This window comes from Acetanaerobacterium sp. MSJ-12, assembly GCF_018917875.1.
Taxonomy (GTDB): domain Bacteria; phylum Bacillota; class Clostridia; order Oscillospirales; family Ruminococcaceae; genus Bittarella; species Bittarella massiliensis.
Window position 1 is genome coordinate 52,998 of record NZ_JAHLPK010000003.1, and the last position, 22,483, is coordinate 75,480.

A 22,483-nucleotide genomic window follows, 5' to 3' on the forward strand; every position below is an offset into this window, starting at 1 on the left:
TCACCTACACCGCCGGCATATTGTCGGCGGTGTAGGTGCCGTTCAGAAAGGTGGCGGTCAGGCGGTAAGTCCCCGCTGTGTTCGGGTCGTAGTCCCCCACCCATGTCACCCCGGCCGCTGTGCCGCTGTTGGGGGCGGCCTCTTCCGGCGCGGTGTTTGGGGCCGCGCCGCCCTCGGCTTTCGGGGCAATTTGCAGAGAGTCGGGCAGGCCGATCTCCTCGAGAGCGGTCCCCGTGGGGACACGGTACTCTGCCTGCACCTGGGATGTGACAGAGACCTGCACGGGGTCTGACGCAAAGGTGTGCAGCGGCACAGTGCCGGCAAAGATGAGAAGCGACAGCGCGACCGCTGACGCCCCGGTGCATAGTTTCCGCAGTGACTTCATAACGTTCCCTCGCTTTGTAAATTCCGCGCTCTGGCATTTGCTGAAATGGATGGTGCGCGCAGAGGTGTCGGCGCACTTTTATCTCGCCTTTAAATTATACCATAAGCTCCGGCGTTTTGGAGTTATTGCGCCGCGAAAGAGGGGAAATTTTTTACTGCGGGAAAGGGGCTAAAAACCAGGCCGGAATTTTGAGCGAAAGCGACCCCGCTGCTGGCGGGGAGAGGGGGAAAGGCTCCTCCAAAGAGATTTTTCAAAAGTCAAAGGGCGATGGGATGACCCGCTTTCCCCCCTGCGCCGGGCTCGCTGGCGCAATCCGACTGGACTGCGCGGAGATACAAAAAACGAAGGGGGCGGGCCCCCTTCGTTTGGCGGTGGATCGGTCGCGGGTGGAGCGAGGCGGTGGACAGCTGGAGAAACCCCTATTTTGCCCCCTGGCTGTTTTGGGTCAGCAGCACCACCGTCTCCACGTGGGCGGTGCGGGGGAAGAGGTCCACCGGCTGTATCTGCTGGGCGGCGTAGCCCCGCTCGGCAAAGAGGGCCACGTCCCGGGCCATGGTGGCCGGATTGCAGGAGATCATCACCACCCGGTCGGGGGCGAGACGGGCCACCTCGTCGATGACGTGGACATCGCAGCCCTTGCGGGGCGGGTCCAGGACCACCGCGGTGGGGGAGATGCCGTTTTGGGCAAAGTAGTCCACCGCCTCTTTGCAGTCGCCGCAGAAAAACTGGGCGTTTTCGATGCCGTTTAGGGCGGCGTTTTTCCGGGCGTCCTCCACCGCGGCGGGGACGACCTCCACCCCGTACACCTCTTTGACCTGGCCGGCCATGGTCAGGCCGATGGAGCCCACCCCGCAGTAGAGGTCGAGGAGGATATCCTCTCGGCTCAGCTGGGCCATCTTGGCGGCGAGGGTGTAGAGGGTCTCCGCCGCGTCCCGGTTGACCTGGTAGAAGGAGAGGGGGGAGAGGGCAAGGCGGATGCCGCAGAGCTCGTCCACGATCCGCTCCTCCCCCCAGAGGAGGGTGCACGCCTGCCCCATGATCACGTTGGTGGCCCGGCGGTTGTGGTTGAGATGGATGCTGCGGATGTCGGGGAACTGGTGGGTGAGGGCGTCCACCAGCTGGCCGCTGTGGGGCAGCCGCTCCCCGTTGATGACCACCGTCACCATGATCTGCCCGGTCTTTTGGGCCAGGCGCAGGCAGAGGTGGCGCACCAGCCCGCGCTGGTTTTCCTCGCTGTAGACCGAAATCTTGTGGCTCTCCAAAAAGCGGCAGAAGCAAGCGGCGATCCGGTCAAAGACGGGGGGGTGGAGGGAACAGCTCTGCAGGGGGACGATGCGGTGGCTGTTTTTGCCGTAATAGCCGCAGACCACCCGCCCCTCCCGGTCGAGGCCGACCGGGAGCTGGCACTTGTTGCGGTACCCCTCCCGCCGGGGGCTGGGCAGGCAGGGGGGGAGGGTGCGCTCCATCCCCGCCCCCTTTTTCAGGCAGCTCTCCACCGCCGCCGTCTTGATGGACAGCTCCTTGCGGTAGGTCATCTGCCGGTAGACACACCCCCCGCAGCGGGGCCAGAGGGAGCAGTCGCTGTCGATCCGGTCGGGGCTGGGCTCAAGCACCGCCAGCAGCCGGGCAAAGCCGTAGTTTTTCAGCAGCTTGAGCACCCGCACCTGCACCCGCTCCCCCTCGATGGCGCCGGGCACAAAGAGGGCAAAGCCCTCATGCCGGCCCACCCCGCTGCCGTCGTGGGTGGTGCCGGTGATGAGCAGTTCCAGTTCGTCGTTTTTCTTTAACATTTCAGTCAATACCCCATTGTGGCGGGCCGGGGCCCGATGATGTGTGCCCCCCAAAAAGAGACTGGTCGCGGGGGCGGGAAAGAGAATGGCCCTTGGCGGCGCTCCTCCCTGCGGGGAGGGAGGCCGCCCCCGCGAGGGGAGCAGGGGGGAACAGTCCCATCTGCCCCGGGGCGGGAAAGCCGACAAAGTTTGTTTAAGGTCATTTAAGGCCATTATACCACAAGCGACAAGCGCGGGGTGGGATTGGCCTTGGGACAGGGAGCAAATGCGGTTTGCGCAACTGCCCGGCTGTCCCGGCTTCACGGCCGCCCCGGATCCGCGGGCGCGCTGCGGCGGGGGAGGACAGGAGCGACAAACGCGAGGTGGGGTTGGAGTTGGCCTTGGGATGTAGAGCAAATGCGATTCGCATAACTGCCCGGCTGTCCCAGCTGCCCGGCCGCCCCGGATCCGCGGGCGCGCTGGGACAGAGGAGCCCACAAGTGCAAAGTGCGCAGCGGTGTTGGCCATGGGGCGAGGGACAGAGGCGATTTGTGTGTCTGCCCGGTGGCCCCGGCTTCACGGCTATACAAAAGCTATTATACCATAAAATCGCGCACAGGGCACCGGCCTGTCTGTGCGCCCTGTCGAAAAAGGGGGAGAGTCGGGTTGAGGAGGGAGGGCAGATGTGCTATTCTGGTCAAAAGAGACCGGCCCGCCCGGAGAGGGATGGGCCGGCGAGAGAAGGGGGAGGGGCGCAGATGGAAGGGCGTTTTATCAATTTAACGGAGGAAAACCTCGCCGACGAGCACCTGTGCTGCATCATTCGCAGCAAGGTGGTCCACCCGGGGGTGGAGGCGAAGCGGCAGTGGCTCGCACAGCGGCTGAAGGAGGGGCACGTCTTTCGCAAGCTGGACGAGGCAAAGGCCACCGTCTTCATCGAGTACGCGCCCCTGGAGACGGCCTGGGTCCCGGTGGTCGGCGAAAACTACGACTACCTGTACTGCCTGTGGGTCACCGGCGCCCACCGGGGCAAGGGGTACGGGCGCGCCCTGATGGAGTACTGCCTGGCAGACGCCCGGAAAAGGGGGCGCTCCGGCGTCTGCATGCTCGGGGCGAGCAAGCAGAAGTCCTGGCTCTTCGACCAGGCCTTCGCCAAGGGGGTTGGCTTTGAGGTGGTGGACACCACCGCCAGCGGGTACGAATTGCTGGCCCTCTCCTTTGACGGGACGGCGCCCTCCTTTGCGCCAAACGCCAAGAGGGAGCGCATCGAGGGCGAGGAGCTGACCGTCTACTACGACATGCAGTGCCCCTACGTTGCGAGGAGCGTGGAGCGGGTGGAGGCCTACTGCCGCGAAAACGGCCTGCCGGTGTCCCTCATCCAGGTGGACAGCCTGCAAAAGGCCAAGGAGCTGCCCTGCGCGTTCAACAACTGGGCCGTCTTTTACAAGGGGGTCTTTCAGACGGTGAACCTGCTGGACACCGCCCAGCTGCAGAGGATGTGCAGGCGGTGACCGGCACAAAAGAGAGAGGGAGGGGGCGCGGCTCAAATGAGCCGCGCCCCCTCCCTGTGTTGTGATCGGCAGGTGGGGTCTAGTTGAGGTGGATCAGGCGGAAGGAGAACTGTTTAGGCAGCGACAGGTCTTTGTACACCCGTTTGCTGAAATGCGCCACAAACGCCTCCATCCACCGGCGCTCCTCGGCGGTGCAGCCGCCCTTGGAGAAGCGGGCTTTCTGCGCCAGTTCCAGGGCCTTGGCGAAGTCGCCCTCGTGCACCGTCAGGTGGCGGATCTGCAGGGAGGCGGCGTACTCGTCCACCGGCAGATGCTGTCGGTTGCCCTCGCCCAGGTAGCGCAGCACCCGCTCCAGCCGCCCGTAGTCGAGTAAGACCTTCTGGGTGTCGTCGGCCCGGCGGTACCGGCTGGCGCGCCTGGCGCGGACGATGCCGGCGCGCAGGAGGAGGGCGGCGAGGAAGAGGGCGAGCAGCGCCCCCACAAAGAGGGGAATCATCAGGTAGAGGGGGAGCCGGCCGAGCCAGGTGTCCCCGAAGCGGAAGCCCAGGAACTTCTCCTGCATGGTCTGGGGGCCGTCCACCCCGCCCACATTCTCCTCCCCCTTGGGGTCGCCCTCGCTCTCCAGTGGGGAGCGGTCGCCCGAGAGGAGGGGATAGCTGTACCCGTCGTAGGGGTCGCGGAAGGTGGTGGTCATCTCCATGGGGATCCAGCCGTAGCCGTCCACATAGACCTCGGCCCAGGCATGGGCGCTGTAATCCAGCACATCCACCTGGCGGGCGGGGTTGGAGATGGCCTCGCCGCTGATGTCGTAGACCAGCTGGTCCCCCGCGTCCTTGCCGCTGGAGAAGGTGTCGCCCTTGACCAGGTACCCCTCCACATACCGGGCGGGGACGCCGGCGGCCCGGAACATGGCCACTGCCGCGGAGGCGTAGTGGACGCAGAAGCCGCCGTCCATCTGGTCGTAGAAGTAGGTGATGAAGTCCTCGCCCTCGGGCACCTTGCCCGGGTTCATGTCGTAGATCTTGTTCGACTGCAGCAGGGTGCGGACGTATTTGGAGTACCCCTCGAGCCCGCCCAGCTCCTGGTACTTTTCGGGGGTGCAGGCGGTGCGGATGCTGGAGAGCCCTTTGTCGGGCAGCTCGGTGTAGACCTGGTGGACATAGTTCTCGTAGACAGAGAGGAGCTCGATGTAACCGAAGGGGTCGTCGCTGGCCGAGGCGGCGTCGTGGCGCAGGCTCCCCACCTCCAACATGCTGGGCAGGGCAAAGTAGTCGAACTCGTACTTGCGCTTTTTGCTCTTGACCGAGACGTTTGCCTCCCCCGAGAAGGTGACGTTGTCCTCGCTGAAAAGGCTGTTGTAGGGGGTGTAGGTGTAATCGGAATTGGCGCCCCGGTTTTCGATTTTCACGCGGGAGAGGACGCTGCGCTTCACCTGGCCGCTGAAGGCCTTGCGGGCCAGGGAGACGGTCTCCCCCTGCAGGTTTTGGGGGTGGCTGCCGCTGGCCTCAAAGGCGTCGTACATCTCCTGGGTGAGCTGGGTCTCCCTGGCCATGTCGGCGGGGAGCCAGGCGGTGCCGATGTACTCGCCCCCCACAAAGCCCCGCAGGTAGAAGGTGTCGCCAAAATAGGGGCCGGTGACCCGCAGGGCCGTCTGACCGGTGTAGCGCAGGCCGTCCACCTCGTAGAGCTTGCCGCCGGTCAGCCCGCCGGAAGCGCCCCCGAAATTGCCGCTGAGGGGGAAGTCCTCCAGCGCCTCGGCCATGTCGTCGCGGAAGTTCTGCACCGCCGTCGAGTCGTAGAGGGCCGGGGTGAGCAGGGCGGTGGCCCCGCCCATGCTCAGGCAGACGGCGGCGATCAGGATGACCGAGACGATCATCGAGAGCCACTTGCGGTGGCTGCCGTTGTAGAAGAGGACGTCCTTTTTCTTTTTGGGGCGGATAAACTCCCCCTCCCCCCGGCGCTGGCGCACCACCTGCATGGCGCCGATGCCGGCATAGGCCGCCACCAGCAGCAAAAAGGAGAAGTAGGCGGGCACCAGCCCCACGAACATCCCCACCTCGATGACGGGGAAGCTCAAGAGCAGCACCATGGGCAGGCTGGGCCGGCGGAGGATGAACCAGCAGATGCCGGCGGAGAGGAGGAAGAAGACCAGCATGAAACAGAGGTCGGAGCTGTCGGTCTCGGCAAAGGAGTAGGAGACGTAGGGCAGCTCGGTGGGGATGCGGGTGTTGATCCGCGCCGCCAGGGCGTTGTAGGCCATGTAGGCGCTGGGGATCAGGCGGTCCCCCATCCAGACACAGACCCCGGCAAAGCCGGCAAAGGCGATGGGGAGGCCGATGCGGGTGGTGTGCTTGTTGAAGTAGATGAGCCCGAAGAGCAGGGGGAAGACCGCCACCCCCAACATCAAGTTGGAGTGGGACTGGTCGATTTTGTAGATGGTCGAGAAGGTGCTGGCAAAGCCCAGCAGGCAGAGAAAGGCCAGCACGATGGTGGCAAAATAGCTGAAGCCCGGGACCTCCCAGCGGAAGGCGAGGGAGGCGCCCTCCTGAAAGAAGAGGCCGCTGTTCTGCCCGGGCTCGACGTCCTTGCGCCGGGAGGGCGCGCGAGAAGCGAATTTTTTTGACAAGACAGGGCCCTCCTTACAGCATTAGATTTTGCAGGCTCGCGCCCACCTGGTCGGGGTCGATGGGCACCAGCCCCGGCCCCTGGGCCTGTTCCCCCCCGTCGGGGTTGGTATAGAAGATGGTGAAGCTGTCGCCAAAGCTGCGCAGCCGGTCGTCCTTGGCCACCTCCTCCGTCAGGTTCGGGGTGACGTAGAAGGCGTAGGGCTCGGTCCCCGCCAGCTGGTCGAGGTAGTGGTCCTGCAGCATGTGCGGCCGGTCGGCGTAGGGCTTGGCGCCAAAGACCTGTTGCAGAGCGTCGAGCACCTCCTCCTCCGCCCGGACGGGGTAGCGGTGCAGACCGCTCTCGTCGCACCAGCAGAGCTGGTGTTCCCCCACCTGGTCCAGCAGGTAGAAGGAGAGGGAGGCGCAGGCGTCCAGGGCGGCGCTCAACTCCTTTTTATAGCGGGGGCGGCTGGGGTCGGCCCAGAGTTCGAGCAGCAGCAGGGGGGCGTTTTGCAGGGGGTAGCTGCCCTGGCGCACCATGAACCGGCCCTGCGAGGCCGTCAGCTTCCAGTGGATGCGCTGCAGCTTGTCGCCCGGCTGGTAGTCGCGGATGCCGAAGGTCTCGGAGTAGTCGTCGCCGAAGCGGTTTTGGTCGAAGGTGTCGCTCTCGCCCAGGGCGTGGCGCTGGGCCATATTGGACTCGATTTCATAGATCACCGGCATCACGGTGAAGGGCACCGGGTCGGGCAGCTCTTTGGCCCGGCGCTTCCAGAGTTTAAAGGCGTCGAAGTAGACGATGGAGCGCACCTCGATGACGGCGTTGCCGTCGTAGAGGGCCCGGATGGGGAAGGTGAAGTCCTGCCGGTTGAGGGGGAAGAGGGGAAAGACCACCGTCTGCACGTCTTCCCCCCCGTAGTACTGGTGCCGGCAGACCAGGGTCACCCGGCACTCGGACACCGGCAGAAAGGAGCGCACCCGCGCCTTGATGTGCAGTATCTGCAAGTCCCCCGCCACCACCGAGTAGTGCTCGCAGGCCAGGGAGATCTTGGTGTAGCGCACCGCCACCCGCAGCAGGATGTAGAGCAGCAGCGGCAGCAGCAGGGTGATGGCAAAGGTCAGGTAGGAGAGGTAGTCCTTGTAAAAGACCGAGAAGAGGGCCATTCCCACCACCAGCAGGCCGTAGACGCATTTGCGAAACCACATGGCGCCCAGCCCCTAGCGATCCCGCCGGGCGCGGGTCGGCTGCTGGATGGAGGGGGGCTCGATCTCCCCGAGGATCTTCTCCAGGATGTCGCCGCCGGTCAGCCCGGCCACCCCCGCCTTGGAGGTGAGCAGCACCCGGTGCCCGGCCGTGGCCTTGAGCACGGCGCGCACGTCGTCGGGCACCACGTACTCGCGCCCCAGGTAGTAGGCGTTGGCGCGGGCCATCTTGGCCACCGCCAGGGTGCCGCGGGGGCTGAGGCCCAGCCGCAGGTCGGGGTGGTTGCGGGTGGCGGCGGCGATCTCGGTGATGTAGCGGTAGATGTCGTCGTGCACGTGCACCTCGTCCACCTCGTTTTGCATGGCCATGATCTCCTCGCCGTCGGCGATGGGCTCGATGTCGTCGAGGGGGTTGTGGCCCTTGCGGTCGCGCAGGATGTTCAGCTCGCTCTCCGCGTCGGGGTAGCCCATGGTGAGGCAGACGGCAAAGCGGTCGAGCTGCGACTCGGGCAGCAGCTGGGTGCCCACCGAGCCGATGGGGTTTTCGGTGGCGATGACCACAAAGGGCCGGGGGGTCTGGCGGGTGACCCCGTCTACGGTGATGCTGCCCTCCTCCATCACCTCCAGCAGGGCCGACTGGGTCTTGGAGGAGGTGCGGTTGATCTCGTCGGCCAAAAAGAGGTTGCACATGGCCGCGCCGGGCTTGTAGACAAACTCCTGCTTTTCCTTGTCGTAGATGGAGAAGCCGGTCACGTCCGAGGGCATGACGTCGGGGGTGAACTGCACCCGATTGTAATTCAGGTTCATGGCCTTGGAGAAGGCCACCGCCAGGGTGGTCTTGCCCACGCCGGGGATGTCCTCCAACAAAACGTGGCCACGGGCCAGCACTGCAAGCATGACCTTGGTGACCACGTCGTCTTTGCCGATCACGGCTTTTTTTACCTCGTTGACAATGTCCTGGGACTTGTAGACATAATCGCGATTCATCTTCCCATTCCTCCGCATTCTAATCTCTTGGGTGGCCTTTGAAAAACACACAATCTATCAATATTTTACACGGTGGAGGGAGCGGTGGCAATTCTTTTATTTTGTTTTCACAAAGCGGTTGTCGAAATTTGTCCCCCTTTCCCCCGGGATGGCAAAAAGGGGACAAACCCGCTCCCCGGGCGGGCCGAGAGAGCGGGAAGAGGGGAGAGCAGGAGGGGCGGCTATAAAAGGTGCACAAAATAAACCCTCAAAGTTCATGCAGCCTGTTTTGAAAAGATTGGAAGAAACGGTCCCCTGTCCGAGTGCACTCCGAGTGGCGGGGGAGGAGAGAGGGGAAAAAAACGCCCCGCCGGGGGCGACCCGGCGGGGCGGAAGGGGCGTTTTGCAGTTACGGGTTGCGCCGGGGGGAGGCGTCTTCCCCCTCCCGGGCGCTCTGGGCGATGTAGAGCTCCGCCGCCCGCTCCATTTTGGGGAGGGCTTTCTGCGCGGCGGAGAGGGTGCGGTAGAGTTTGTAGGCAAAGAGGCCGCCCACCGCGGAGACCGCCACCGCCCCCACCGAGACGACCGAGCCCACAAAGGCCAGCGAGCGGGCGATGGACTTGGAGGACTTGACCAGCCCGGCGGGCTGTTTGACCGATTTTTTCATGAAATCGCGCTCCTTTCTCACGGCCGGCCGGCTGCTGTGCCGGCCGGATCGCAGTCACGACAGTTTGTAGACCACCCCGCTGCGGCGGGGGAGGAAGAGGGGCTCCGGCCCGGCGGGGGGGATGTCGCCGCTCTCCATCCAGCCGCCAAAGCGCGTTTCGGCGGTGTGGAGCACCGGCTGCCAGACCCGGCCCTTCTCGGGCGGGGGGAGCTTGGTCTTGCAGTCGTTCACGGGGTGAAAGTTGAGGGCGAAGAGGTAGTCGCCCCGGCGGTAGACCAGCAGTTTGCGGTTGTGGCTGAGTTTTTGCAGGTTGGAGGGGGCCCCCAGCAGGTTGCCGCTGTTTTGCAGGTCGATCATGGCCATGTCAAAGGCCTGCAGGTGCTGGTAGCGCAGGAAGGGGCTGTCGGCCAGGCTCCACTGGCGGCGGGCGTACTGGTAGCTGTTGCCGTTGCCCTCCCGGGGCATGTCGATCCACTCGGGGTGCCCAAACTCGTTGCCCATGAAGTTGAGGTAGCCCTCCCCCGCCAGGGAGAAGGTCACCAGCCGGATCATCTTGTGCAGGGCGATGGCCCGCTCGATGACGTCGCTGTGGGAGTTCAGGTCCATGTGCCAATACATCTCCGCGTCCGCCAGCCAGAAGATGAGGGTCTTGTCCCCCACCATGGCCTGGTCGTGGCTCTCGCAGTAGCCGATGTTTTTCTCCTGCGGGCGGCGGGTGGTGAGTTCAAACCACATCTTGCCCAGGTCCCAGTCCTCGTCTCTCTGGGACTTGAGGGTCTTGATCCAGAAGTCGGGCACCCCCATGGAGAGGCGGTAGTCAAAACCGATGCCCCCGTCGGCGATGGGGACGCACATCCCCGGCATCCCGCTCATGTCCTCGGCGACGGTGACGGCGTTCGGCGAGACCTCGCGGATGAGGTCGTTTGCCAGCTGCAGGTAGGTGACCGCCTCCACGTCGGTGTTCATGCTGAAGTATTTTTGATAGGAGTCAAAGCTCTCCCCCAGGCCGTGGTCGTGGTAGAGCATGGAGGTGACCCCGTCGAAGCGGAAGCCGTCGAAGTGGTACTCGGTGAGCCAGTATTTTAAATTGGAGAGGAGGAAGTGGAGCACCTGGGGCTTGCCGTAGTCAAAGAGCTTGGTGTTCCAGGCGGGGTGGTCCCCCTGGGGCCCGGCGTGGAAAAACTGGTACTCGGTGCCGTCGAAGGCGGCGATCCCCTCGGCGGTGTTTTTGGCCGCGTGGGAGTGCACCAGGTCCAAAAAGACGGCGATCCCCATCCCGTGGGCGGTGTTGATGAGCGCCTTCAGGTCCTCCGGCGTGCCCAGCCGGGAGGAGACGGCAAAGAAGTTGGAGATCTGGTAGCCGAAGGAGGCGTAGTAGGGGTGCTCCATCACCGCCATCAGCTGCACCGTGTTGTAGCCCAGCCGCTTGACCCGGGGGAGGACGGTCTCGGTGAACTCCCGGAAGGAGGAGACTTTGGGCTCCTCCCCGGCCATCCCCACGTGGCACTCGTAGATGAGGGGCGGGGTGTCCCGCCGGCGCACAAAGTCGCCGTCGGTCCAGACAAAGGGCTCGTCGGGCCACCAGATCTGCCCGTTGAAGCCGAAGGTGAGGGGGTCCTGCACCGCCCGGCGCACGTAGAGGGGGATGCGGTCAAAGAAGGTGCCGTCGGCCGTGATCTGCACCTTGACCTCCGACTGGTGGGGGATGGGGCCCTTGACCCGCAGCTCCCAGTTGCCGTTTTCCAGTTTGCGGCAGGGGTGGGCTTCCCGATCCCAGCCGTTAAAGTCGCCAAAGAGGTGCACTTCCTCGGCGTGGGGGGCCCACTCCCGGTAGACCCAGCCGTCTTCGGTGGGGTGAAAGCCGTAGTAGAGGCTGCCGTTGGCGAAGTCGGAGAGGCTGTCCCCGCCGCCCAGCAGCTGTTTTTTGACGCCGCGGTACCGCTCGTCCCGCAGGCGGATATCCCCCTCAAACGGGGCGAGAAGGGGGTCGATCTCGAGCAATTTCAATCTGTTTTTCACAGCGGTCACTCCTTGTCAAGAGAGGGGAGGGCGCCCCCTCTCACCGCGGGGAGAGAGAGTTCTCCCCTTTTTCTCTACTGTATAGCAAACACAGACAAAGGTCAACGAAATCAGTACAGTTTGCACATATTTCACGATATTTGAATCCATTGTCTGTCAATTGGTACAAATGCTCCCTTTGGCGAGAGGGGGGAGATGTGCTATACTCGTGGGGGGAGGAGGGCCTGTCCCCCTCCCCTTTACAAAGATAGCGGGGGCTGCCCGCGAAATTGATAAAAAGTTGAGAATTGCCGGGTAGACTGTGTGAAAAAAGGGGTGCTGTGAGATGGGAGAGCCGCCGCCAGCACAGCGCCCAGGTCCGCTTTGCGGGGGAGCTGACCGTGGACTACTCCCAGCGGCGCCCCCGTTCTGGCGGCCGCCGGCGTGGGGGCGGTTGTCCTTGCCCTTGCCCTGCTGGCGCGCAGCCGCTGGAAGGCGGGGAGATAGCAAAAAGGGGGAGCGCCCCAGGCAGATTTGGTGCCCGGGGCGCTTTTTTGGCGTGTCGGTCAGGCCAACCCCAGCAGCCGGGCAGCGGTGGCCACGGTGAAGCAGACGAGCATCCCCACCAGGGTGGGGACGGCGAAGGAGATGGCCGTCCACTTGAGGCTTTTGGTCTCCTTGCCGATGGTGAGACAGGTGGTGGAGCAGGGCCAGTGCATCAGGCAAAAGAGCATGGTGCAGACGGCGGTGAGCCAGGTCCACCCGTTTTGCACCAGCAGGTCTTTGAGGGCGAAGAGGTTTGACATGTCGGTGAGGCTGCCGGTGGCCATGTAGGCCATGATGATGATGGGCACCACGATCTCGTTGGCCGGGAAGCCCAGGATGAAGGCCATGAGGATGACCCCGTCCATCCCCAACAGGTGGGCGAAGGGGTCCAGGAAGTGGGCGCAGTGGAGGAGGACGCTGGCATCCCCCACCTGGATGTTGGCCATCAGCCAGATGAGAAGGCCCGCCGGGGCGGCCACCGCCACGGCCCGGCCCAGCACGAAGAGGGTGCGGTCGAGGACCGAGCGCACCAGCACCTTGCCGATCTGGGGGCGGCGGTAGGGGGGCAGTTCCAGGGTGAAGGAGGAGGGCACCCCCTTGAGGATGGTGTGGGAGAGGAGCCGGGAGATCCAGAAGGTCATGACCACCCCCAGGACGATGACCCCCAGCAAGACCACCGCCGACAACCCGGTGGAGAGGGCGCCCCCGGCGGCCCCCACAAAGAACATGGTGATGATGGAGATCAGGGTGGGGAAGCGGCCGTTGCAGGGGACGAAGTTGTTGGTGATGATGGCGATGAGCCGCTCCCGCGGGGAGTCGATGATGCGGCAGCCCACGATCCCGGCGGCGTTGCAGCCAAAGCCCATGCACATGGTCAGGGCCTGTTTGCCGCAGGCGCAGGCCTTTTTGAACTGGTGGTCCAGGTTGAAGGCCACCCGGGGGAGGTAGCCGAAGTCCTCCAGCAGGGTGAAGAGGGGGAAGAAGATGGCCATGGGCGGCAGCATCACCGAGACCACCCAGGCCAGCACCCGGTAGACCCCCAGCACCAGCGCGCCGTGCAGCCAGTCGGGGGCGTGCAGGTAGACAAAGAGGTCGGTCAGCCGGTCCTGCACCCAGAACAGGGCGTCCGAGAGCCACTGGGAGGGGTAGTTGGCCCCGGTGATGGTGAGCCAGAACACCGCCGCCAACAGGGCCAGCATGATGGGGATACCGGTCCACTTGTTGGTGAGGACCGCGTCGATCCTGCGGTCCCGGTCCCGGCTCTCGGCCCGGCGCAGGGTGACGCTGTCGGCGCAGGCGCCCTCGGCGGCGAGGACGATGGCGGCGGCCACCCGGTCCCGCAACCCTTCCGGGGTGATCCCCTCGGCGGCCAGCCGGGTCCGGGCTCCGTCCAGCGCCGCGGCGACGGCGGGGTCGGCCAGGGGGTCAAAGCCCAGGTGGGTGCGCAGGGAGGCGGTGAGGCTGTCGTCCTGGTCCAGCAGTTTGAGGGCCACCCAGCGGGAGGAGAGTTTGCCCGCCAGCCTCCCTTCCAGCAGGGGCTGCAGGGAGGCGATGGCCGCCTCGATGGGGGCGGTGTAGCGGATGGGGTCGGGCGGGGTGGGGCGCCCCTCGTGGGTGACCGACGAGAGGGCCTCCATCAGCTCCCGCAGCCCTTTGCCGCTGCGGGCGGCGGCCCCCACCACCGGGACCCCCAGATTGCGCGAGAGCTGCTCCAGGTCGATGTCGATCTGCTTTTTCTTGGCCTCGTCCATCAAGTTGACGCAGACCACCACGTTGGGGGTGATCTCGATGGTCTGCAAGACCAGGTTGAGATTTCGCTCCAGGCAGGTGGCGTCGCAGACCACGGCCACCCCGTCGGCCCCGCCAAAGCAGATGAAGTCGCGGGCCACCTCCTCCTCGGCCGAGTGGGCCAGCAGGGAGTAGGTGCCTGGCAGGTCGACCAGGATGTAGTCGGTCCCCTCATATGTATGGGTGCCCTGGGCGGTGGCCACCGTCTTGCCCGGCCAGTTGCCGGTGTGCTGGTTGAGGCCGGTCAGTTCGTTGAAGACGGTGCTCTTGCCCACGTTGGGGTTGCCTGCCAGGGCGATCACCCGGTCGCCGGGGGCGCGGCGGGCGATCTGCAGCCCCTGGTCCACGGCCCCCATGCCGGTGGAGTGCGCGGTTAATCCCATGAAATATCAGCTCCTCTTTTGCGGTTTGCAGGAAAAGGCGGCGGGCAAAAAGGGCTTCTGGCCGCCGCATCTATGTACCCCGGCGCCCCGATCGGGGCCGGGGAGGGAGGCTAGCTCTTGAGCCCCTCTGTGCCGCGGTGAAGGCCGACGGTCTCCACCAGAATCTGGTCGCTGTCCTCCTCCCGCAGGGCGATGACCGCGCCCCGGATGAGGTAGGCCACCGGGTCGCCCCAGAAGCTCTTTTGCAGGCACTTGATGCGGGTGCCCTCGATGATGCCGATGTCCTGTAAGCGCCGGCGCATGGTGCCCTCCTGCAGGATGTCTTTGACGCGGGCGGTCTGCCCCTCTTTCAGGGCGCCCAGACGGGCTATGTCTTGAACGGAGTTCATGGTGCTCTCTCCTTTGACAAGGCGGGCGGCATAATTGTGGCCGCCGGCCGAATAGGTATAAGTTGGTTTGAGGAAACTCTCTTTCCTGCCCCTATCTTATTGGCCGGCGGGAAAAAAGGTGACAGGGACCGGGAGGTGCGCCGATGGACAGCGACATCGATTTTTACACCCTCAGCGGCTATGCGCTCAAAAATCCCCCTGCGCTCTCCGCTTCTATGGAGGATTACCTGGAAATGATTGCCCGGCTCTGCGCGGCGGAGGGGTTTGCGCGGGTGGGGGCCCTGGCCGAGCGGCTGAACGTCAAGCCCTCCTCCGCCTCCAAGATGGTGGGGCGGCTGCGGGGGGCGGGGCTGGTGGCCTTTGAGCGATACGGGGTGGTCACCCTCACCCCCAAGGGGGAGGAGGAGGGGCGCTATCTCCTGCAGCGCCACCAGCTGCTGGCCCGCTTTTTCTGCCTTCTCAACCGCTCTTCGCACCAGTTGGAGCAGGTGGAGCGGGTGGAGCACTTTCTCTCCCGAGAGACGGTGGCCAACCTGAAATCCCTTGTCGAGCGGATGGAGGGGGAGTGGGGCTACACCGAGTGACGCCCCCTCTGCGCGCCAAAAAGGGCCCGGCGGTTTTGACCGCCGGGCCCTTTTGAAAGGAAAGTCCCGCCTATTCGGTGTAGTCCTCCCCGGTGAGGAGGAAGAGGTTGTACTGGTAGAGCCGCCCTGGGTCCTGCAGGAAGTGGTCTCGGATCCCCTCGGCCTGTTCCCGGGTGGGGGCAAAGAGGGAGACGGAAAAGAGGTCGGTGCCGATGTCCAGCACGCTGCAGCGGACGACGTAGCCGTCGCTGACCTTGATGATCTGCACGTCGGTCTCGCTCTTGTTCTTGGCCAGGTCCACCATCCGGTCGAGGGCGGCGGCGGCTTTCTCCCGCACGGCGGGGGGGATCTCGTCCCCCAGCAGCGCGGCGGCGCGACGGCCCTCCCCGTCCAGCTTGACGCAGTCGTCCTCGAGGACGACCTGGCCGTTTTCCAGCAGGGCGGAGATGGCGGCGGTGATTTCAAAGTAGTTGGCCAGCCCTTCGAGGGTCAGGCTGTCGATGAGGAGATTTTGGGGCACCCCCTCCGGCTGGCGGGAGGCCAGCCAGCAGACCAGCACCCGAATCTCATTGGTGGTGGTGAGCCCGCCGGGGATGATGCCGTGGATGAATGCGTTGTTCTTGTTCATGGGGGACCTCCGGATTGCCGTTTTGGGTAGAAGGGCTTGATGGCGTTTGGATGCGGCCGTCTGGCCGCAGGGCGGGGGGGGGCGGGGACTGCGCGTCCGACCGGGTGGGGAGATGGCCGCTTTGATGGCAGTGCCGCGGGGGGAGAGGGTGCGGGAAAGGGGGAGCACGGGGCGCGGGTAGGAGTAGGGCATCTGCGCATCTTGCCCGGCCATCCCCAGCAGGACGTCGCTTCGTAGCTGTTCTGCCGCAGGGGGAAAGCGCGCGGCGGGGTTTGGCTGTGAGGCAGGGGAGCAAATAGTGTTTGTACAGCTGCCTGACAATCCCATTATAATAGTTACTTCGTGGTTATTATACCACAAAACCCGAAAATAGAAAGCGGGCGATTGTTTTCTCTGCGCCGATGCCCTACAATGGAGGAAAAGAGAGGGGGAGTTACAGTGAACGAGAGAGCAATTTGCATCGTCGGCGCGGGCCGGCATGCCCGGGCCAACATCTACCCGTCCATTTTGCTGGCGGGGGGAGAGGTGGCGGCGGTGGCCACCCGCAATGCCGAGCGCTCCCGCCAGGCCCTGGAGCGGTGGGGCTTCCCGGGAGGGCGGGCCTACGGCGACTACCGGGAGATGCTCGCCCGGGAGGAGTGCTCGCGGGTGGCGGTCATCACCCAGGGGGAGAGCGCGCCGGCCATCGTCCGTGACTGCCTGCGGGCGGGCAAGTCGGTGCTGGTGGAAAAGCCCCTGGGCTTTGGCGAGGAGGAGGCCCGCCAGATCGAGGTGGAGAGGCGGGGGGACCGGCAGCTGATGGTGGCCTTTATGAAGCGCTACGCCCCGGTCTACCGCCGGCTGAAAGACTGCCTCTCGCGGGGGGAGCTGGGCGGCCCCTGCTCGGTGCAGGCGGCCTTTGCGGTGGACGCCTCGGCCTTTTGCAGGACCGACCGCGACTTCTTCTTTGCCGTGGCCATCCACTATCTGGACTTGCTGCGCTACCTGATGGGGGAGGTGGAGGAGGTCTCGGCCGTCCGCTCGGGCGGAAAGGGGAGTTCCTACGCCCTGACCCTCCGCTTTGCCAGCGGCGCGGTGGGGAGCCTCTCCCTGGAAAACCGGAGCGCCTGGACCCGGGAGACAGAGTGGGTCTGCGTCACCTGTGAAGAGGGGTTTGTGGCGGCCAGGGACCTCTGCGAACTGCGCCTCCACCGGAGCGCCGCCTCCCCCCGCCCCTGGGCGGATGTGAGCGAGGGGGACTGCCTCTGGACGCCGGGCATGGGCCCGGCCTCGGGGACCGAGCGGGACCTCTGGCTGCGGGGGTTTGCCGGGGAGGTGGAGCACTTCTTTCGCTGCTGCGAGGCGGGGGAGGAGCCCCTCACCAGCGGCCGGGACAACATCCTGACCGCCCGGCTCTGCGAGCAGGCGCTGGCTGCCCTGGAGGGGTAAAAAGAGAGAGGGCCGCGGGGAGTGTTCCCTGGCGGCCCTCCTTTTTTGGCGGCGCGCTAGCAGCCGGATGGGGGGGTGAAGACGGTGGCGATCTCCCGCGGACAGCTGGGCGGGGAGTAGTAAAAGGCGTCGATGTGATCGCCCTCCCAGTAGTAGTGCAGGGGTGGGCGGGACTGGTGGCAGGACCCGGCGGGGAAGTCGTCGATGATGATGAGTTTGATCTTCATCTTCTCCGGCAGGATGCTCTTGATGTAGACCGAGACGGTGTCCCCGGGGTGGATGCCCTCCCGCACCTCCGCCAGGCCCGCCAAATTGGGCAGCAGTTCGATGAAGATGCCGTAGCTCTCCACCGAGCGCACCACCCCCGGCACCGTGTCCCCCGGGGAGAAGGAGGCGGCGTTTTCCAGCCAGGTGCCCAGCAGCTCTTTGTGGGTGAGGGTGATCCGGCCCAGGCCGTCCCGCCCGGAGACCACCGCCCGCAGCCACTGGCCGGGGGTGAAGCGGTCGCGGGGATGGGCGATGCGGGAGACGGAGATGCAGTCGATGGGGAGGAGGGAGACGATGCCACAGCCGATGTCCACAAAGACGCCGAAGGGCTCGAAATGGGTGATGGCCGCGTCGATGATGTCTCCCGGGGCGAGGCGGTCCAGGTAGTCGCGCTGACAGGCCTCCTGCACCAGCCGGCGGGAGAGGTCGGCCACCGGTCTGCCGTCGGCCCCCTCGCGCAGCCCAGTGATGCAGAAGCAGACCGGCTTGTTGACCTTGGAGATGACCGAGATTTCCCGCACCTTCCCCAAATCGGCGCCGACGGCGCTCTCGCGAAAGGGCAGCACCCCCATGGCGGCCCCCAGATCTATGTAGAGATTGTAGCTGTTGTCGCATTTTTGGGCAATGCCTTCCAGCACGGCCCCCGACTCGATGGCTTCGGAAATGTTGGCAGTGCAGTCAAAGTGGGCAGGCTGCCTGCCCGAGGGCATGCCTTCCGGTGCATAACAATTCAACGTGAAACCCTCCTTTTTTCTTACTGTATCAGTATATGAGCGCCCGGGCGGGAAATATGCGCCGGGAGCCGCGGGAAAGCCGCCCGCCCAATTTGCTGGAAGCGGTGATAAAGATTGCCAAAACGGGGAAAACCCTTTATAATAGGGAAGGCAATTCGGCCTTTTTGTCCCACGGCGGCAAAAGGGCTTTTCGGCTGTTATTGATTTGGGAAAGGGGCGTGTGGCGAGAGATGGACATTCGGGTCGGAGACAAATTGCAGATGAAGAAAAAGCACCCCTGCGGCTCCTTTGAGTTCGTTGTGCTGCGCGCGGGGATGGACTTCAAGATCCAGTGCACCGGCTGCGGCCGGGTGGTGGAGCTGCCCCGCTCCAAGTGCGAAAAGAACATCAAGAAGCTCTTCCCCCTGCCGCGGGAAGAGGGGCCGCAGGGGGGATCGTAGCGACTGCACCCTAACATGCTATGTTCCCACACAGGTAAAAATACAAAACAGAGAGTTGGAGAAGAAGAGATATGGCAGATATGTTTGACCGGCTGCGCTCGGCGGAAGAGCGCTTTGAGCAGCTCAACGAGCTGCTGATGGACCCGGCGGTGGTCACCGACCAGAACCGCTATCGGGACTTGATGAAGGAGCACAAACAGCTGACCCCCATTGTGGAGAAGTACCGCGAGCACATGGCCGCCCGGCAGGAGCGGGACGAGGCCAAGGCCATGCTCGACGAGGGCGGGCTGGACAAGGACTTTAAAGAGATAGTCCTCGAACAGCTGGACGAGAGCGGCAAAAAGCTGGAGCAGACCGCGGAGGAGCTGCGCATCCTGCTGCTGCCCCAGGACCCCAACGACGACAAGAACGTCATTATTGAGATCCGCGGCGGCGCCGGCGGCGACGAGGCGGCCCTCTTTGCCAACACCCTCTACCGGATGTACAGCATGTACGCCGAGCAGAAGGGCTGGAAGAGCGAGATCATGTACGCCAGCGAGACCGAGCTGGGCGGCTTTAAGGAGATCAGCTTCGCCATCAACGGCGACGGGGCGTACAGCCGCCTGAAGTTTGAGAGCGGGGTGCACCGGGTGCAGCGGGTGCCCGAGACCGAGGCCGCCGGCCGCATCCACACCTCGACGGTGACGGTGGCGGTGCTGCCCGAGGCCGAAGAGGTGGACGTGGACATCAACCCCGCCGACCTGCAGATCGACACCTACCGCTCCGGCGGCGCGGGCGGCCAGCACGTCAACAAGACCGAGTCGGCCATCCGCATCACCCACCTGCCCACCGGCATTGTGGTGGAGTGCCAGGACGAGCGCAGCCAGTACAAGAACAAGGACAAGGCCATGAAGGTGCTGCGCTCCCGCATCCTCGAGGGGGAGATGCGCCGCCAGCAGGAGGAGATCGCCGCCGAGCGCCGCAGCCAGGTGGGCACCGGCGACCGCTCCGAGCGCATCCGCACCTACAACTACCCGCAGGGGCGGGTCACCGACCACCGCATCGGGCTGACCCTGTACAAGTTGGAGGCCATCCTCAACGGTGCGCTGGACGAGATCATCGACGCCCTGATCACCGCCGACCAGGCGGAGAAGCTCAAGGCACAGGATTAGGGGTGAGTGAGATCGACACCAAGCTGTTTGTCATAGAAGACATCGACCGCGACGACGCCAAGCTGGCCGAGGCCGCCGCCATGCTGCGGGCGGGGAAGGTGGTGGCCATCCCCACCGAGACGGTCTACGGGCTGGGGGCCAGCATCGACTGTGAGGAGGCCATCAAAAACGTCTTTTTGGCCAAGGGCCGCCCCCAGGACAACCCCCTCATCGTCCACGTGGACCGGGTGGAGATGGCAAAGGAGCTCTACGCCGCTTTCCCGCCGGAGGCGCAGGCGCTGACCGACGCCTTCTGGCCGGGACCGCTGACCATCATCCTCCCCAAGGCCGAGCGGGTCTCCACCACCGTGTCGGGGGGGCTCGACACGGTGGCCGTCCGGATGCCCTCCGACCCCATCGCCCACCGGCTCATCGAGCTGGCGGGGGTGCCCATCGCCGCCCCCTCGGCCAACCTGTCGGGCTATCCCAGCCCCACCACCGCCCGCCACGTGCAGCGGGACCTGACGGGCAAGATCGACGGCATCGTCTGCGGGCCCGACTGCCAGGTGGGGGTGGAGTCCACCGTGATCTCCCTGGCCGGCCCGGTGCCGGAGCTGCTGCGCCCCGGCGCCGTGACCCTGGAACAGTTGCGGGGGGTGCTGGGCCGCTGCGAGGCGTCCCCGGCCATCCTCCACATGTTGAGAGAGGGGGAGGTGGCGGCCTCCCCGGGGATGAAGTACAAGCACTACTCCCCCAAGGCGAACGTGGTGATTTTAAAGGGGGACTTTCCCGCCTACTGCGCCTACCTGAAAGACCACGCCGGGCCGGGCGTCTACGCCATGTGCTTTGATGGCGAGGAGGGGCCCCTCCCGGTGCCGGCGGTGCCCTATGGGCACCGGGAGTCGGACGAGGAGCAGGCCAGACACCTCTTTGCGGTGCTGCGGGACTTTGACGATCTGGGGGCCAAGACGGTCTACGCCCGCTCCCCCAAAGAGGAGGGGGTGGCCCTGGCCGTCTACAACCGGCTGCTGCGGGCCGCCGCCTTCGAGGTGATCGACCTTGGATAGGGTCCGGGTCATCGGCGTCACCGGCCAGACCGGGGCGGGCAAGTCCCTGATCACCGGCTGGCTGCGGGAGGCTGGGTGCCCCGCCATCGACTGCGACGCCTTTGCCAAAGAGGTGATGGACGGGGACCCCGCCTGCATAGGGGAGATCGGCGACGCCTTTCCCGGCTGTGTCAGGGACGGGGTCATCGACCGCGGGAAGCTGGGGCCGCTGGTCTTTTCCGACCCGGAAAAGCTGGCCGCCCTCAACGAGATCGTCAACCCCCGCATCCTGCGGGCCCTAAAGGAGACCATCGACGGCTGGCCAGAGGGGGAGATGCCCCTGATCGTGGACGGGGCGACCCTCATCGAGACGGGGGCCGCCGACCTCTGCGGCTTTTTGGTGGCCGTCACCTGCAGCGCCGCCGAGCGGATAAAGCGGATCGTCGCGAGGGACAATATATCGGAAAACCAGGCCAGGGATCGGGTGGCGAGCCAGCGGGAGGACCGCTTTTACGCCGCCCGTGCAGATTGGGTGATCGACAACAGCGCGGGCCCCCAGGCGGCCAAGGAGGCGGCAGGGGAGGCGCTGCGCAGATGGAAGGAGCGATTGTGATGAACGAGCTGTCCCAGGGCCAAGAGCTGGCCAAACAGCTTTTGATGGACGACAGAAACGGCGTGGAAAAGGTGGGCGCGGAGGAAATCTACCAGGCCGACCTGTTCTGCGAAAACTACAAGCAGTTTCTCGACTGCGGCAAGACCGAGCGGGAGGTGGCCGCCCAGGTCACCGCCATGCTGCAGCAAAACGGCTACCGCCCCTTTGTGTCCCAGACGGCCTACCAGCCGGGGGATAAGGTGTTTCTCAACAACCGGGGCAAGGCCATCATCGCCTGCACCATCGGCCGCCAGCCGGTGAGCGCGGGGGTGCACATCGCCGCCGCCCACGTCGACTCCCCCCGGCTGGACCTGAAGCAGCGCCCCCTCTACGAGGAGAAGGACCTGGCCCTCTTCAAGACCCACTACTACGGCGGCATCAAGAAGTACCAGTGGACCGCCATCCCCCTGGCCCTGCACGGCGTCATCGTCAAGCAGAGCGGGGAAGTGGTGCCGGTCTGCGTGGGCGAGTCGGCCGACGACCCGGTGTTCTGCGTCACCGACCTGCTGCCCCACCTGGCCGCCGAGCAGATGAAGCGGACGCTGGGCGACGGCGTCAAGGGGGAGGAGCTGAACATCCTCATCGGCAGCCGCCCCTTCTTGGACGACAAGGTGTCCGAGAAGGTCAAGCTGAACATCATGCAGATCCTGGCCCAGAAGTACGGCATCACCGAGCGGGACTTCCTCTCGGCCGAGCTGGAGATGGTGCCCGCCTTCAAGGCGCAGGACGTGGGCTTTGACCGCAGCATGATCGGCGCCTACGGCCACGACGACCGGGTCTGCGCCTACACCGCCCTCATGGCCGAGATGGCCGCCCAGTCCCCCGAGTACACCACCGTCACCATCCTGGCGGACAAGGAGGAGACCGGCAGCGACGGCAACACCGGCCTGAACTCCTCCTACCTGAAATACTTTGTGGCCGATCTGGCGGCCTGCTTTGGCGCCAACGGGCGGGACGTCCTCTCCCATTCCCGCTGCCTCTCGGCCGACGTGAACGCGGCCTACGACCCCACCTTCCCCGACGTGACCGAGCCGATGAACACCGCCTACCTCAACCGAGGCGTGGTGGTCACCAAATTCACCGGTTCCCGCGGCAAGGGCGGCACCTCCGACGCATCGGCCGAGTATGTGGGCTATGTGCGGCGGCTGCTGGAGCAGGAGAATGTGCTCTGGCAGACTGGCGAATTGGGCAAGGTCGACGCCGGCGGCGGCGGGACGGTGGCCCTTTACATCGCCAACCTCAACGTGGACGTCATCGACGTGGGGGTGCCGGTGCTCTCGATGCACGCGCCCTTCGAGGTGGTGTCCAAACTGGACGTCTACATGGCCTACCGGGCCTTCCGGGCGTTTTACAAGTAAGTGATTTT

Annotated in this window: 19 protein-coding genes; 8 read left to right on the plus strand and 11 right to left on the minus strand. The window is 65.0% G+C overall.

What is annotated here, in order from left to right; all coding sequences use genetic code 11:
- Positions 1-4: 4 nt before the first annotated feature.
- On the minus strand, positions 5-385 hold the full coding sequence (locus tag KQI11_RS03955; RefSeq protein ID WP_216401166.1) for a hypothetical protein: 381 nt from the start codon (positions 383-385) through the stop codon (positions 5-7).
- Between the two features lie 419 nt (positions 386-804).
- A complete protein-coding gene (rlmD, locus tag KQI11_RS03960) occupies positions 805-2,175 on the minus strand; it encodes a 23S rRNA (uracil(1939)-C(5))-methyltransferase RlmD (protein WP_185915265.1) in 1,371 nt (456 codons plus the stop codon).
- 737 nt (positions 2,176-2,912) lie between these two features.
- On the opposite strand from rlmD, the gene KQI11_RS03965 reads away from it, so the two are divergent.
- Positions 2,913-3,665 carry a GNAT family N-acetyltransferase gene (locus KQI11_RS03965; protein WP_216401167.1) on the plus strand — a complete coding sequence of 251 codons (753 nt, stop codon included), beginning with the start codon at positions 2,913-2,915 and terminating at the stop codon, positions 3,663-3,665.
- Between the two features lie 79 nt (positions 3,666-3,744).
- Here the strand turns inward: KQI11_RS03965 and KQI11_RS03970 are convergent, their stop codons facing one another.
- The 7 genes from KQI11_RS03970 to KQI11_RS04000 all read right to left on the minus strand — a co-directional run bounded on the left by KQI11_RS03970 (position 3,745) and on the right by KQI11_RS04000 (position 14,208).
- Entirely contained in the window at positions 3,745-6,291 is a 2,547-nt protein-coding gene (locus KQI11_RS03970; RefSeq protein ID WP_216401168.1) for a transglutaminase-like domain-containing protein, read from the minus strand.
- Positions 6,292-6,304: 13 nt separating this feature from the next.
- Positions 6,305-7,474 carry a DUF58 domain-containing protein gene (locus tag KQI11_RS03975; RefSeq protein WP_185915262.1) on the minus strand — a complete coding sequence of 390 codons (1,170 nt, stop codon included), beginning with the start codon at positions 7,472-7,474 and terminating at the stop codon, positions 6,305-6,307.
- A gap of 12 nt (positions 7,475-7,486) precedes the next feature.
- Positions 7,487-8,458 carry an AAA family ATPase gene (locus KQI11_RS03980; protein ID WP_185915261.1) on the minus strand — a complete coding sequence of 324 codons (972 nt, stop codon included), beginning with the start codon at positions 8,456-8,458 and terminating at the stop codon, positions 7,487-7,489.
- Positions 8,459-8,846: 388 nt separating this feature from the next.
- Positions 8,847-9,104, minus strand: coding sequence for a hypothetical protein (locus KQI11_RS03985; protein ID WP_216401169.1), 258 nt, complete (start codon positions 9,102-9,104; stop codon positions 8,847-8,849).
- A 54-nt stretch (positions 9,105-9,158) separates the two neighbouring features.
- A complete protein-coding gene (locus tag KQI11_RS03990; protein WP_216401170.1) occupies positions 9,159-11,123 on the minus strand; it encodes an alpha-amylase family glycosyl hydrolase in 1,965 nt (654 codons plus the stop codon).
- 545 nt (positions 11,124-11,668) lie between these two features.
- A complete protein-coding gene (gene feoB, locus KQI11_RS03995; RefSeq protein ID WP_216401171.1) occupies positions 11,669-13,819 on the minus strand; it encodes a ferrous iron transport protein B in 2,151 nt (716 codons plus the stop codon).
- 110 nt (positions 13,820-13,929) lie between these two features.
- A complete protein-coding gene (locus tag KQI11_RS04000; RefSeq protein ID WP_185915257.1) occupies positions 13,930-14,208 on the minus strand; it encodes a FeoA family protein in 279 nt (92 codons plus the stop codon).
- Positions 14,209-14,351: 143 nt separating this feature from the next.
- Here KQI11_RS04000 and KQI11_RS04005 point away from each other — a divergent pair, with 143 nt between their 5' ends.
- The gene (locus tag KQI11_RS04005; RefSeq protein ID WP_185915256.1) at positions 14,352-14,792 is read left to right on the plus strand and encodes a metal-dependent transcriptional regulator; all 441 of its coding nucleotides are present in this window, start codon (positions 14,352-14,354) and stop codon (positions 14,790-14,792) included.
- 70 nt (positions 14,793-14,862) lie between these two features.
- Here the strand turns inward: KQI11_RS04005 and KQI11_RS04010 are convergent, their stop codons facing one another.
- On the minus strand, positions 14,863-15,420 hold the full coding sequence (locus KQI11_RS04010) for a DUF4364 family protein (protein ID WP_021659745.1): 558 nt from the start codon (positions 15,418-15,420) through the stop codon (positions 14,863-14,865).
- A gap of 438 nt (positions 15,421-15,858) precedes the next feature.
- On the opposite strand from KQI11_RS04010, the gene KQI11_RS04015 reads away from it, so the two are divergent.
- A complete protein-coding gene (locus KQI11_RS04015; RefSeq protein ID WP_216401172.1) occupies positions 15,859-16,848 on the plus strand; it encodes a Gfo/Idh/MocA family protein in 990 nt (329 codons plus the stop codon).
- Positions 16,849-16,904: 56 nt separating this feature from the next.
- On the opposite strand, the gene KQI11_RS04020 is transcribed toward KQI11_RS04015, so the two are convergent.
- Positions 16,905-17,849: a S1 RNA-binding domain-containing protein gene (locus tag KQI11_RS04020; RefSeq protein WP_286172528.1), complete on the minus strand. Its 945-nt coding sequence runs from the start codon at positions 17,847-17,849 to the stop codon at positions 16,905-16,907.
- Positions 17,850-18,079: 230 nt separating this feature from the next.
- Between KQI11_RS04020 and KQI11_RS04025 the strand changes: the two genes are divergently transcribed.
- The 5 genes from KQI11_RS04025 (at position 18,080) to KQI11_RS04045 (ending at position 22,475) form a co-directional block, all read left to right on the plus strand.
- A complete protein-coding gene (locus KQI11_RS04025; RefSeq protein ID WP_216401173.1) occupies positions 18,080-18,289 on the plus strand; it encodes a DUF951 domain-containing protein in 210 nt (69 codons plus the stop codon).
- Positions 18,290-18,369: 80 nt separating this feature from the next.
- Positions 18,370-19,440 (plus strand): peptide chain release factor 1, encoded by a 1,071-nt coding sequence (prfA, locus tag KQI11_RS04030; protein ID WP_216401328.1) that lies wholly within the window; start codon positions 18,370-18,372, stop codon positions 19,438-19,440.
- 2 nt (positions 19,441-19,442) lie between these two features.
- Positions 19,443-20,486 (plus strand): L-threonylcarbamoyladenylate synthase, encoded by a 1,044-nt coding sequence (locus KQI11_RS04035; RefSeq protein ID WP_353653908.1) that lies wholly within the window; start codon positions 19,443-19,445, stop codon positions 20,484-20,486.
- A complete protein-coding gene (coaE, locus tag KQI11_RS04040; protein WP_216401174.1) occupies positions 20,479-21,078 on the plus strand; it encodes a dephospho-CoA kinase in 600 nt (199 codons plus the stop codon). The genes KQI11_RS04035 and coaE overlap by 8 nt, the downstream gene beginning before the upstream one ends.
- Positions 21,060-22,475, plus strand: coding sequence for an aminopeptidase (locus KQI11_RS04045; RefSeq protein WP_353653909.1), 1,416 nt, complete (start codon positions 21,060-21,062; stop codon positions 22,473-22,475). Before coaE ends, KQI11_RS04045 begins: the two co-directional genes overlap by 19 nt.
- The last annotated feature ends 8 nt before the right edge of the window (positions 22,476-22,483 follow it).